The following is a 12,022-nucleotide window of genomic DNA, read 5'->3' as shown; positions in this document are numbered from 1 at the left end:
CCTCAATGAATGTTATCTTTTTGTTATTTGTGCACGGGTGATGAAAAACGCTCAAACCCTTGGTATATCAAGGGTTTTCGCCGTTTGATTACATCATACCGCCCATACCGCCCATGCCGCCCATGTCAGGCATTCCGCCGCCAGTGTTTTCTTCTGGCTTGTCAGCGACAACGGCTTCAGTTGTTAAGAACATTGCAGCTACAGACGCAGCGTTTTGAAGAGCTGAGCGTGTAACCTTAGTTGGGTCAACGATACCTTTTTCGATCATGTTTACCCATTCGCCAGTTGCAGCGTTGAAGCCTACGCCGATTTCTTCGTTTTTGAGGCGCTCAACGATGACAGATCCTTCAAGACCAGCGTTATGTGCGATTTGACGGATTGGCTCTTCAAGCGCGCGAAGCACGATGTTGATACCTGTTTGCGCATCGCCTTCAGCTTCAACTGCAGCGACTTTGTTATATACGTTTACAAGCGCTGTACCACCACCGGATACGATGCCTTCTTCAACAGCTGCGCGAGTTGAGTTCAAGGCGTCTTCGATGCGAAGTTTACGCTCTTTCAGCTCAGTTTCAGTCGCAGCTCCGACTTTGATGACAGCTACGCCGCCAGCAAGTTTCGCAAGACGCTCTTGTAATTTTTCTCTGTCGAATTCAGAAGTTGTTTCTTCTACTTGAGCGCGGATTTGAGTCACGCGGGCAGAAATTTTGTCTGTTTCGCCAGCGCCTTCAACGATTGTTGTGTTTTCTTTAGTAACGACAACTTTAGAAGCGCGTCCCAATTGAGCGATTTGAGTAGATTTCAGGTCAAGGCCAAGATCTTCTGTGATGACTTCTCCGCCAGTAAGGACAGCGATGTCTTCAAGCATTGCTTTACGGCGGTCACCGAAGCCAGGAGCTTTAACAGCAACTGCGTTGAATGTGCCGCGAAGTTTGTTCACAACAAGTGTTGCAAGTGCTTCGCCTTCAACGTCTTCTGCGATCAAAAGCAATGGTTTGCCTTGCTGAACAACCTGCTCAAGCACAGGAAGGATTTCTTGAATGTTTGTGATTTTTTTGTCTGTGATTAAGATGTAAGGATTGTCAAGAACCGCTTCCATCTTATCAGAGTCAGTTACCATGTAAGGAGACGCATATCCGCGGTCGAATTGCATACCTTCAACAACTTCAAGCTCAGTTGTGAAGCCTTTAGACTCTTCGATTGTGATAACGCCGTCGTTTCCTACGCGCTCCATTGCTTCAGCGATAAGGCTTCCGACTTCCTCATCAGCAGCAGAGATCGCAGCAACCTGAGCGATAGACTCTTTGCCTTCGATTGGCTTAGAAATTTCTTTTAAGTTTTCGATCGCAACCGCTACAGCTTGTTCCATCCCTTTACGCACGCCTACAGGGTTAGCGCCTGCTGTTACGTTTTTAAGGCCTTCACGGATCATTGCTTGCGCAAGAACTGTTGCAGTTGTTGTACCGTCACCGGCAACGTCGTTTGTTTTGCTGGCTACTTCAGCAACAAGCTTAGCACCCATGTTTTCAAACGCGTCTTCTAGCTCGATTTCTTTAGCGATTGTTACACCGTCATTTGTGATTAACGGAGAACCGAATTTTTTCTCTAGAACCACGTTGCGTCCTTTTGGTCCTAAAGTTACTTTAACAGCATCAGCAAGTGCATCGACACCGCGAAGCATTGCGCGGCGAGCTTCTTCACTAAACTTAATTTCTTTTGCCATGTTTACAAGACCTCCTCAAATGTTTTAAGTATTGTTTATTTAAGAATTAGCCGATAACAGCTAAAATGTCGCTTTCACGTAAGATTAAGTATTCAGTACCTTCGTATTTCACTTCAGTACCTGCGTATTTTGAGAAGATAATGCGGTCGCCCTCTTTTACTTCTAAAGCAACGCGCTCTCCGCTTTCTAACACGCGACCTGAACCAGCTGCCACGATTTTGCCTTCTTGCGGTTTTTCTTTTGCAGAATCCGGCAACACAATTCCGCTGGCAGTTTTTTCTTCAGATTCTACGAGTTCAATGACAACGCGATCACCTAATGGCTTTAACAATGTAATAACCTCCTCAATAGTATGAATATGTAATTTTAGCACTCAGCACTAAAGAGTGCTAACACAATTCTTATAATAAAGAATCTCCCTTCCAATTTCAAGTGATAAGATAAAAAATTTTTCACGCTTACATCATTCTTTTCCGCTCCCTTTTCCGTTAGCTTTTTCACCCCCGTACCGATTATGTTACAATAGCTGTAGATGAACGAAACCCACTTAACAAAGGAGTACATACCATTTGAGAAAACAGTATTGGTTTATTATTTTGACATATATCATCATGCAGTTTTCCGCATTAATCGCGATTCCCTTGTTATTTAAATTCGGTTATGCCGGAGGACAGCCTACAGATGAAAATATGCTGCATGCACAAGGATTATGGTCCGTTATCAGCTTTATCGCCTGTCTCGTTGTTGTTCTGCTCATTCTGAGAACCGTTCCGAAAGAAACGCTGCGAAACGGACAGAAGGACTCAATCGGACTTTCTATCCTTTGGGCGATAGCCGGTTTTTTCATTGCCCTTTTCTCTCAAGGAATAGCAGGCTCTATTGAATATTATGTTTTTGGCATCGGAAGAGAATCAGAAAATACACAAGCGATTCTGGATGTCATTCAGGCAGTCCCGCTCATGATTATCGTTTCTTCCATCGTCGGGCCTATATTAGAAGAAATCATCTTCAGAAAAATCATTTTCGGCGCGCTCTACGAAAAAACGAATTTCTTTTTCGCAGGACTGATCAGCTCGGTTATCTTCGGTATTGTTCACGCTGATTTGAAGCATCTCCTTCTATATACAGCAATGGGTTTTACCTTTGCCTTTTTATATGCGAGAACAAAACGGATATGGGTGCCGATTTTCGCCCATTTAATGATGAATACATTCGTCGTCATCATGCAGCTTGAGCCTGTTCGGAATTACCTTGAACAGCAGAGCACACAAATGCAATTGATTATTGGAGGATTATTTTTATGAGAAACCCGGTAGTTTGGGGAATGATCTACTTTGCCGTAGGGTGCATCTTTACTTATCTTGCCGCAAGCTCGCCAGGCAGCATGTGGTCATTTTACTCCATCCTGCTGATGGTGTTCGCCGCTTACAACATCAGCATTTCTTTTAAGATGTTCGCCTTTTCATTTAAAATCAAAAAGAACCAAAAATAAAGAAAATCCATTTCTGAATGAGAAATGGATTCAAATTAAATCCTAAAACGGCTTTCGTTTTAGGATTTTGTCATTTTCAGCGTGGTTGAAAACCCTTGAAGTCTAGGAAAGGCGAGCATCGGAGCGGAGCGAATGTTTTCATTCGTGAGCACCAACGCACAGGCTTGACAACGAATGCGGGGGGTTTGTCAACACGCTGAATCCATTTCTCTCATGAGAAATGGATTTTTTATTATTGCCCCGAAGACACGTTCTGATCGGCAGCACTGCTTTTCTGCGCTTTCCGATAGGCGGCCTTCGATATAAGGATACTGATTTCATATAAAATCAAAAGCGGGACTGTGACCATCATATGGGACAGAAGCTCAGGCGGTGTAATCAGGGCTGCGATCACCAGCAGCGTAAAATACGCATACTTTCTGATTTTCGCCAAGAACATCGGTGTCACAATTCCGAGCCTGGTCAAAAACATGAGGATGACCGGCATTTGGAACAGAAGTCCAAACGGAATCGTCAGCTGCAGAAGAAAATGAAAATATTCATTAATTCCGATCACCTGATTGACATTCAAGTCCTGAGAAATCCGCTTCATAAAATCAACAACAAAAGGAAATAAAATATAATATGAAAAAGATAAGCCCGCTAAAAACAGCAAAATAGAGATCGGAATGTAGCTGAGCGTTACTTTGCGCTCTTTCTCATAGAGACCCGGACTCACAAAAGCCCAAAGCTGATAAAGAATAACCGGCGAGGTCAGGACTATGCCGATGATAAACGCAAATTGCATAAACACATAAAGCGGGTCTGTCAGGTTAAACGCGTTAAGCGTAAGCTGCTTCGCTTCATCTGTTTCTTGCAGATACACAATAATCGGCTTCGCTAAAAAAAATCCAGCAATAAAGAAAACGACAAACGCCAGCGCTACAATCAGCAACCGTTTTCGAAGCTCAGCAATATGCTCCAGCAGCGACATTTGATTCACTTTCATTCGTGTCATCCTAACTTACTGATCTTCTTTCTTTTTTTCCTCTTCATCACTCGTTAATCCTTTTGTAGCGTTTTTGAATTCACGAAGTGTGTCTCCCGCTGCTTTACCCAATTCAGGCAGCTTTTTGGGACCGAAGATAATCAGAGCAACGATTGCGATAACAGCAAGGCTTCCAGGACCGATCGGCATATTTGGGCTCCTCCTTTCCCTCTATTCGATTTCCTCTAAAACTGAATAATGCTTCAAAAAATAAACCAGTGACTGAAGCTCAACTGCTAAATCTATATGATGAATTCGAATGTGTTCCGGCACATTCAAACGGGCCGGCGTAAAATTAAGGATTCCCTTGATTCCTAATGCGACCAATCTGTCTGTAATGGATTGAGCGGCAACTGCTGGCACTGTAAGAATGGCAACTGATTCATCTTTTACGTGTTGTTCAAGGTCATCAAGGTTATAGACGGGCACGCCGCCTACCTCAGTTCCTATTTTACTCTCATTTATATCAAAAGCCATAGAAATTTTTGTGTTATTATTTTTTGTGAAATTATAGTGAAGAAATGCCGTTCCCAAGTTCCCGACACCAATCAAGATGACGTCTGTCATCTCATCCTGATCAAGCGTTTTCCGGAAAAAAGACAGCAAATAATCCACATTATATCCGTATCCTTTTTTGCCAAGAGCTCCAAAATAGGAAAAATCCCTCCGAATCGTGGCAGAATCAACCTTTACGGCATCACTGAGTTCAGCGGATGATACACGCTGTTTTCCTGACGCATGAAGATTCTTTAAAAAGCGATAGTAAAGCGGCAGCCGTTTCGCCGTCGCCTGCGGAATTTTTGATTGATCCTTATTCATTTTTGGTCCTCCAAATTATACTCGGATAGTTCTCTTTTAAAGTCACCGTTTTTCCCGCCTGTCTTCTCCAGCAAGAAAGTAGGGCCGATGACCATCCCCTTATCAAGGGCCTTGCACATATCGTAAACGGTAAGAGCGCACACCGATGCAGAAGTGAGCGCTTCCATTTCCACACCTGTACTCCCTTTCGTTTTGACCTGTGCTTTTATATGAAGTATAACTTCTGCTTCTTTTATTTTCCAGTCAAACGATATATCTACCCCGCTCAATGAAAGCGGATGGCACATCGGAATGATATTCGACGTTTGCTTTGCGGCCATAATGCCTGCCACCTGTGCGACAGCCAGTACATCTCCTTTGCCGATATCGTGACTTTGTATTTTCTCGTACACTTCATTCTTCATGTGTACGCTTGAAACAGCCGCCGCAGTACGGACAGTCGAAGATTTTTCGCTAATATCCACCATCTGGGCTCTGCCCTGTTCATTAAAATGAGAAAATCCATTCATATTAAAACGCTCCTTAAACAGATCATACACTATTTTCTTCTCTATGTCTTATATGGCCAATGTATTGTTTGCTGACTTCTGGTTCATAAGCTACACTTAACTTATTATAGCAGAGGTGAAATAATATGATGATCTTACAAGTTAATCAGCTGTCCAAATCATTTGGTGCTGATACTATTTTAAACAATATAAAGCTGGAAGTCAGAAATCGTGATCGCATCGCCATTGTAGGAAGAAATGGCGCCGGAAAATCCACGCTCCTTAAAATTATCGCAGGCCAGCTTTCGTATGAAAAGGGCGAAATTATTAAACCGAAAGATATTACAATGGGATATCTCGCCCAGCATACTGGCTTGGATTCTAAGCTTACCATAAAAGAAGAGCTGCTGACTGTTTTTGACCACTTAAAAGCAATGGAAAAGGAAATGCGGGCTATGGAAGAAAAAATGGCGGCAGCTGACCCGGGTGAATTAGAAAGCATCATGAAAACCTACGACCGCCTTCAGCAGGAATTCAAAGATAAAGGCGGCTATCAATATGAAGCGGATGTAAGATCTGTGCTGCATGGTCTCGGCTTCAGCCATTTTGACGATTCTACACAGGTTCAAAGCCTCAGCGGAGGCCAGAAAACAAGACTGGCTTTAGGTAAGCTTCTGTTAACACAGCCTGCTTTGCTCATTCTCGATGAGCCGACAAACCATCTGGATATTGATACGCTTACCTGGCTTGAGCATTATTTACAAGGCTATTCAGGCGCCATCCTCATCGTTTCGCATGACCGCTACTTTTTGGACAAAGTAGTAAACCAGGTGTACGAGGTATCAAGAGCAGAAAGCAAAAAGTATCACGGCAACTACAGCGCTTATCTCGACCAAAAAGCCGCGCAGTATGAAAAAGATCTTAAAATGTATGAAAAGCAGCAGGACGAGATTGCAAAGCTGCAGGACTTCGTAGACCGAAATCTGGCGAGAGCCTCTACCACCAAAAGGGCGCAAAGCCGCAGAAAGCAGCTTGAGCGAATGGAAGTCATGTCAAAACCGCTTGGCGATGAAAAATCTGCAAACTTTCATTTTGATATTACAAAACAGAGCGGAAATGAAGTCCTCCGTGTTCAGGATCTCACAATCAGCTATGAAAACCAGCCGCCGCTTTTAACAGAAGTGTCATTCATGCTCACAAGAGGAGAAAGCGCAGCGCTTGTCGGCCCTAACGGAATTGGTAAATCGACATTACTGAAAACATTGATAGACACCCTAAAACCAGATCAAGGAACGATCTCATACGGCTCAAATGTCAGTGTCGGCTATTATGATCAGGAACAGGCTGAGTTGACTTCCTCTAAACGTGTCCTTGATGAGCTGTGGGACGAGTACCCCGGGCTCCCAGAAAAAGAAATCAGAACGTGTCTCGGAAATTTCTTATTCTCCGGAGATGATGTGCTGAAACCAGTTCATTCACTGAGCGGTGGCGAAAAAGCAAGATTGGCTCTAGCTAAGCTGATGCTTCAAAAAGCCAACTTTCTCATCCTTGATGAACCGACGAACCATCTGGATTTAGACAGCAAAGAAGTTCTCGAAAACGCGCTGATTGATTATCCAGGCACACTGTTATTTGTCTCACATGACAGATATTTTATTAACAGAATCGCCACAAGAGTATTGGAGCTTTCTTCAAGCCATATAGAGGAGTATCTGGGAGATTACGATTATTATACAGAGAAAAAAACAGAGCAGCTTGAATTGGAGAAAATGAATCAGCAAGAGGAAACTGATAAAACGCCAGCTACAGTGAAGTCTGACTCCAAACGTTCCTACGAGGAAGAAAAAGAATGGAAAAAGAAAGAGCGCCAACGACTCCGTCGGATTGAAGAAATTGAAACCACTGTTCAAACCATTGAAGAGAACATTAGCCGCAATGATGAATTGCTATGTGACCCTGAAGTCTATCAGGATCATGAAAAAGTACAAGCTATCCATGCAGACAATGAGAAGCTTAATCAGGAGCTGGAATCTCTTTTGTCCGAATGGGAAGAACTATCCACAGAAGAAGATTAAAAAAGTCAAGCACCTCTTTTTAGAGGTGCTTTTTATCCACAGAACATCCCCTAATAAATAAACAAAGTAAGCGCTTTATACACACTATCCACAAAATATTCTGAATTTATCCACTTTATTAACAGTGACCTCAGCCCTTTATCCATCAATATCTCTATAATTACTCACAGATATGTGGATAAATTGTGAATTGTCTGTTAATAACAAACATATAAAAAGTCTCACGCTATTATCTCGTGAGACTTTGATAAGAAGTCAATTCAAGGCCGGGCTGGCCATTCATATCATATGCACCGCGAATTCCTTTTTCAAAAGCAATTGTACCAGCAGCAGCAATCATCGCAGCATTATCCGTGCATAAAGCTAATGGAGGAATGACAAGCGTAATCCCTTCATGCTGGGCAAATTCCTTTTCTAATGCAGCTCTGAGGCCTCTGTTTGCAGCTACTCCTCCGGCTAAAAGGACCTGTTTGACATCATATTCCTTTGCCGCGCGCGCCGTTTTGGTTACCAAGACATCGATCACACTATTTTGGAAACTGGCAGACAAATCTTCCGGAGCAATCTCTTGCCCTTTTTGGGATGCATTATGAAGCGTATTGATCACCGCAGACTTCAATCCGCTAAAGCTGAAGTTGTAAGAGCCTTCTTCAAGCCATGCGCGAGGAAGCGGAATATTGTCATTCCCTTTTTCAGCTAGCTTGTCAATTTGCGGTCCACCCGGATATGGCAATCCCATCGTCCGCGCCACTTTGTCGTAGGCTTCTCCTGCCGCATCATCAAGGGTTTCCCCAATGACTTCAAATGATCCATGTTCCTTCATATAAACCAGTTCTGTATGGCCTCCTGAAACGACCAATGCCAGTGCCGGGAACACGATGTCTTCTACAAGACGGTTCGCGTATATATGACCGGCTATATGATGAACGCCTACTAACGGAATGTTATGTGCAAAGCTCAATGCTTTAGCGGCATTCACTCCGATAAGAAGCGCTCCCACCAGTCCCGGACCTTCTGTTACTGCAATCGCATCAATATCACTATACGTCATGCCAGCTTTGCGAAACGCCTCTTCTATAACCAAAGTGATTTGTTCAACATGATGTCTTGAAGCAATTTCCGGAACAACGCCTCCGAAGCGCTTATGGCTTTCAATTTGAGAGGCTACTACGTTTGAAATGATCTCTTTCCCGTTTTTCACAATAGCTGCAGCAGTCTCATCACAGCTTGTTTCAATTCCTAATACGTACATGTCTTTTTGCTCACTCATTTATCGTCACCCACATAATTAACGCATCTTCCCCGTTATCAGTATAATAGTTCTTTCTTATTCCGCCGGGCTGCATCCCGAATTTCTTATATAAGCCTTGAGCAGGATGATTCGAAACCCTCACTTCAAGCGAAAGCCGCCTTGCGTCTTTTTCTTTGCACAGTTCAACAGCTGAGCGAAAAAGCGTTTCTCCTAAAGACTGGCCGCGATACTCTGGTTTTATCGCTATATTTGTAATTTGGGCATCGTCCATCACAATCCAAATCCCGCAATACCCAGCAAGATGGCCGTCCTTTTCAATCACGAGATAATGAGCATACGGATTTTCCAGCAGCTCATGATAAAACGAATCCTTCGTCCAAGGAGACGTAAAGGAGGATGCTTCGATTTCGTATACGTGATCTATATCTTCAAGCCGCATATTTCTGACCGCTGCTTTTGTTTTCATCCTATCACCCTACTTTTGACTTTCAATCCATTTCGCTTCAGCTTCTGCCAGCCGCAAGTAATCCGGGACAAGCCCATGAACATCAGCTGCTTCCTTTTCCTTCCCGAGAAAAGCCAATTCTGAAGGACGCGGGTTATGCTGGGCGGCAGTTCCAATGAACCCTTTTGTTCCAAGCACATCCTCAATCATCTGCTTGTGAAGAGAAGTATCATGGCCTAAAAACAAAACAGGGCGGTCCTTTTCTTTTAGCATCTCCAGCCAATCTGCCAGCATCACATTTTGATCTGGAACAACTTGCTCTAAAAGCCCATTTTTATATTGATACAGACCTGTGTACACCTGTCCCCGTCTAGCATCAAAGATTGGGCTGATCAGACCGTCAAAATGCCGGCCATTTGCCGCAAGCGTCTCAAGACTTGATACAGCACTTATTGGAATGTCTAAAGACCAGGCAAGTGTTTTGGCCAACGTCACACCTATTCTTACTCCTGTGTATGAACCAGGGCCTTTTGCAACGACAATTTTAGAAAGGTCCTGCGGTGCCATATCACAATCATTCAGCAATGAATGAACAGCAGGCATCGCTCTTACAGAGTGGTTCTTTTTCAAGTATGTAATGTATTCTGCTATAACGGTGTCTTCTCGAAGCAGCGCAATGCCCAATGTATAATTTGATGTATCAATTGCTAATATTGTCATGTCTACTTAACTCCTCACAAAGCATTTCATACCGATTCCCGACAGCAGTAAAGGTAATTTCCCGCTCATCATCACCAGCTCTTTTGATGACAATTTGCAGTCGCTCCTGCGGCAGCTGTTCTTCAATTAAATGAGCCCATTCAACGAGACAGACACCTTGTCCGTGAAAATATTCATCAAGTCCCAAATCTTCACTTTCATCTTCCATTCTATACACATCCATATGATAGAGAGGAAGTACGCCATCGTTATATTCTTTTATAATTGTAAAAGTCGGACTGTTTACAACACGTGTAATTCCCAGCCCTTCTGCAAAACCTTTCGTAAAAGTCGTTTTTCCTGCACCTAAATCGCCCTCTAATGTCAGGACGTCTCCCGGTTTAGCAAACGATGCCGTCAGCTTGGCAATTGCTTTTGTTTCTTCTGGATTTACAGTTCTCCATTTTAATTGCTTCACACGAGTCACCCGTCTTATTTAAAATGATTATATCCCTTTTTCTCTAAGATCATTGATGTTTGATCTGTTTTTAGGATCACTTTAGATTTTGTTTTTTCCCTGACATGGCCAATCTTTGTAATGGGAAGTTGACGTGCTGCGCACTGTTGCTTCAACACTTCCCACTCCTCTTTTGAAACCGTCCCTGTCAGCTCAAAATCCTCACCGCCAAACAAAGCCCATTCTTTCCAGTTAGGATGAAGCTTAGGCAAATCAGAATGAATTGGAAGCATGCTTTCATCAATTTCAATTGAAACACAGCTGGCTTCTGCAATCTCGTTCAGTTCACTAGCCAATCCGTCACTAACATCATTTAAAGCTGCCCGCTTAAAAATCGAGCATAATCTGCCGACGCTTACTCTTGGCTCAGGCCGTTTATGCCTGTGGATAAAGTAATCCGTTTCCACAGATGAGTTTTGAGGATTAGTCTCTTCCAGCAATAAAGAAAGCCCTGCTGCAGAAGAACCGATTTCACCGGTTACAAACACAATATCATCCGGTTTTGCCAAGCTACGCAAACAGGCCTGTCCCTTTTCAATTTCACCGATTACAGTGACTGTAACGACTAATTTGTCAGCGGTAGAAACTGTATCGCCGCCAATCAGATCCATATGATATAGTTTCGCCAGTTCATTCATTCCTTCATACATCGCCTTGATTTCAGATTCAGTCCATTTTGAAGGTACCGCAAGTGATACCAGATAAAACTTAGGAATGCCTCCCATCGCGGCAATATCACTTATATTAACGGCTAACGCCTTGTACCCGATATCTTCAGGTGAGGAATAGTGTAATTTGAAGTGCACGTCTTCTACCATAGTATCAACACAAACAATTTCCTGAACGCCGTGTTTCGCAGTGTAGAGCGCTGCATCATCACCTATTCCTACATCAACGGAAGAATGGTGAATGGTCCGCGGAGTAATGCTATGTATCAAATCAAATTCATCCATGAACCAAAACCTCCTTTCAACCCTGCTTATGCCTATTTGTGCTCTTCCTAGTTTATCGAATTTTGCTGGAATATCCAAGATGTTCCCGATATAAAGAAAGCTTGGCTATGACACCAAGCAGAAGATACAGTAAAAGAAAACACAAAAAAAAACGAAAACATGATCGTTTCGTTTACATTAATGGCGGTCCGGACGGGACTCGAACCCGCGACCTCCTGCGTGACAGGCAGGCATTCTAACCAACTGAACTACCGGACCATATTTGTATAAGATTATTTTGGTTGTACCCTTAGGGCACTCCTTATTTAATCATATATTTGGTTGCGGGGGCAGGATTTGAACCTGCGACCTTCGGGTTATGAGCCCGACGAGCTACCGAACTGCTCCACCCCGCGATGATAAAAGTAATGCTTGGCGGCGTCCTACTCTCACAGGGGGAAACCCCCGACTACCATCGGCGCTGAAGAGCTTAACTTCCGTGTTCGGTATGGGAACGGGTGTGACCTCTTCGCTATCGCCACCAAACAAATTGAGA

The 12,022-nt window shown here is 43.4% G+C and carries 14 protein-coding genes, 2 tRNA genes and 1 rRNA gene; 3 read left to right on the top strand and 14 right to left on the bottom strand.

The annotated features are described in order from the left end of the window. Window positions 1-88: 88 nt before the first annotated feature. Both groL and groES read right to left on the bottom strand, forming a co-directional pair. Window positions 89-1,720, bottom strand: a complete 1,632-nt coding sequence (gene groL / locus CW370_RS19280; protein ID WP_024572999.1) for a chaperonin GroEL — start codon at window positions 1,718-1,720, stop codon at window positions 89-91. 46 nt (window positions 1,721-1,766) lie between these two features. Continuing rightward, window positions 1,767-2,051 carry a co-chaperone GroES gene (groES, locus tag CW370_RS19275; protein WP_003155970.1) on the bottom strand — a complete coding sequence of 95 codons (285 nt, stop codon included), beginning with the start codon at window positions 2,049-2,051 and terminating at the stop codon, window positions 1,767-1,769. A 238-nt stretch (window positions 2,052-2,289) separates the two neighbouring features. On the opposite strand from groES, the gene CW370_RS19270 reads away from it, so the two are divergent. Both CW370_RS19270 and CW370_RS19265 read left to right on the top strand, forming a co-directional pair. Continuing rightward, the gene (locus CW370_RS19270; protein ID WP_003234069.1) at window positions 2,290-3,024 is read left to right on the top strand and encodes a CPBP family intramembrane glutamic endopeptidase; all 735 of its coding nucleotides are present in this window, start codon (window positions 2,290-2,292) and stop codon (window positions 3,022-3,024) included. After that, on the top strand, window positions 3,021-3,212 hold the full coding sequence (locus tag CW370_RS19265; protein ID WP_003225680.1) for a YdiK family protein: 192 nt from the start codon (window positions 3,021-3,023) through the stop codon (window positions 3,210-3,212). Before CW370_RS19270 ends, CW370_RS19265 begins: the two co-directional genes overlap by 4 nt. Before the next feature lie 232 nt (window positions 3,213-3,444). On the opposite strand, the gene tatC is transcribed toward CW370_RS19265, so the two are convergent. Genes tatC through moaC form a run of 4 tightly spaced genes read right to left on the bottom strand, consistent with a single transcriptional unit; the run spans window position 3,445 to window position 5,567 of the window. Further along, the gene (gene tatC, locus CW370_RS19255) at window positions 3,445-4,209 is read right to left on the bottom strand and encodes a twin-arginine translocase subunit TatC (RefSeq protein WP_080262683.1); all 765 of its coding nucleotides are present in this window, start codon (window positions 4,207-4,209) and stop codon (window positions 3,445-3,447) included. A 6-nt stretch (window positions 4,210-4,215) separates the two neighbouring features. After that, window positions 4,216-4,389: a sec-independent protein translocase protein TatAY gene (gene tatAY / locus CW370_RS19250; protein ID WP_003234072.1), complete on the bottom strand. Its 174-nt coding sequence runs from the start codon at window positions 4,387-4,389 to the stop codon at window positions 4,216-4,218. 21 nt (window positions 4,390-4,410) lie between these two features. After that, window positions 4,411-5,058 carry a redox-sensing transcriptional repressor Rex gene (locus CW370_RS19245; protein ID WP_003234073.1) on the bottom strand — a complete coding sequence of 216 codons (648 nt, stop codon included), beginning with the start codon at window positions 5,056-5,058 and terminating at the stop codon, window positions 4,411-4,413. After that, the gene (gene moaC / locus CW370_RS19240) at window positions 5,055-5,567 is read right to left on the bottom strand and encodes a cyclic pyranopterin monophosphate synthase MoaC (protein ID WP_003243499.1); all 513 of its coding nucleotides are present in this window, start codon (window positions 5,565-5,567) and stop codon (window positions 5,055-5,057) included. Before moaC ends, CW370_RS19245 begins: the two co-directional genes overlap by 4 nt. A gap of 125 nt (window positions 5,568-5,692) precedes the next feature. Between moaC and CW370_RS19235 the strand changes: the two genes are divergently transcribed. After that, window positions 5,693-7,621, top strand: coding sequence for an ABC-F family ATP-binding cassette domain-containing protein (locus CW370_RS19235; RefSeq protein ID WP_024572619.1), 1,929 nt, complete (start codon window positions 5,693-5,695; stop codon window positions 7,619-7,621). Between the two features lie 229 nt (window positions 7,622-7,850). Here the strand turns inward: CW370_RS19235 and tsaD are convergent, their stop codons facing one another. From tsaD to rrf, 8 genes are all read right to left on the bottom strand, one after another. Next, on the bottom strand, window positions 7,851-8,891 hold the full coding sequence (gene tsaD / locus CW370_RS19230) for a tRNA (adenosine(37)-N6)-threonylcarbamoyltransferase complex transferase subunit TsaD (RefSeq protein ID WP_003234076.1): 1,041 nt from the start codon (window positions 8,889-8,891) through the stop codon (window positions 7,851-7,853). Continuing rightward, window positions 8,884-9,339 carry a ribosomal protein S18-alanine N-acetyltransferase gene (rimI, locus tag CW370_RS19225; RefSeq protein WP_003243019.1) on the bottom strand — a complete coding sequence of 152 codons (456 nt, stop codon included), beginning with the start codon at window positions 9,337-9,339 and terminating at the stop codon, window positions 8,884-8,886. The genes tsaD and rimI overlap by 8 nt, the downstream gene beginning before the upstream one ends. Before the next feature lie 9 nt (window positions 9,340-9,348). Next, on the bottom strand, window positions 9,349-10,038 hold the full coding sequence (gene tsaB / locus CW370_RS19220) for a tRNA (adenosine(37)-N6)-threonylcarbamoyltransferase complex dimerization subunit type 1 TsaB (protein ID WP_003234078.1): 690 nt from the start codon (window positions 10,036-10,038) through the stop codon (window positions 9,349-9,351). Next, a complete protein-coding gene (gene tsaE, locus CW370_RS19215) occupies window positions 10,019-10,495 on the bottom strand; it encodes a tRNA (adenosine(37)-N6)-threonylcarbamoyltransferase complex ATPase subunit type 1 TsaE (protein WP_015715341.1) in 477 nt (158 codons plus the stop codon). The genes tsaB and tsaE overlap by 20 nt, the downstream gene beginning before the upstream one ends. Window positions 10,496-10,509: 14 nt before the next feature. Beyond that, window positions 10,510-11,487 (bottom strand): thiamine-phosphate kinase, encoded by a 978-nt coding sequence (gene thiL, locus CW370_RS19210; protein WP_024572620.1) that lies wholly within the window; start codon window positions 11,485-11,487, stop codon window positions 10,510-10,512. Window positions 11,488-11,668: 181 nt separating this feature from the next. Next, window positions 11,669-11,745, bottom strand: a tRNA-Asp gene (locus tag CW370_RS19205). A gap of 60 nt (window positions 11,746-11,805) precedes the next feature. After that, window positions 11,806-11,882 (bottom strand) — tRNA-Met (locus tag CW370_RS19200). A gap of 14 nt (window positions 11,883-11,896) precedes the next feature. Next, window positions 11,897-12,012 (bottom strand): 5S ribosomal RNA (gene rrf / locus CW370_RS19195). Window positions 12,013-12,022 lie beyond the last annotated feature (10 nt).

The organism is Bacillus sp. SN32 (assembly GCF_002837495.1).
GTDB lineage: Bacteria > Bacillota > Bacilli > Bacillales > Bacillaceae > Bacillus > Bacillus subtilis.
Note: the sequence above shows the minus strand (reverse complement) of the source record. Positions and strands in the feature narration are given on the sequence as shown.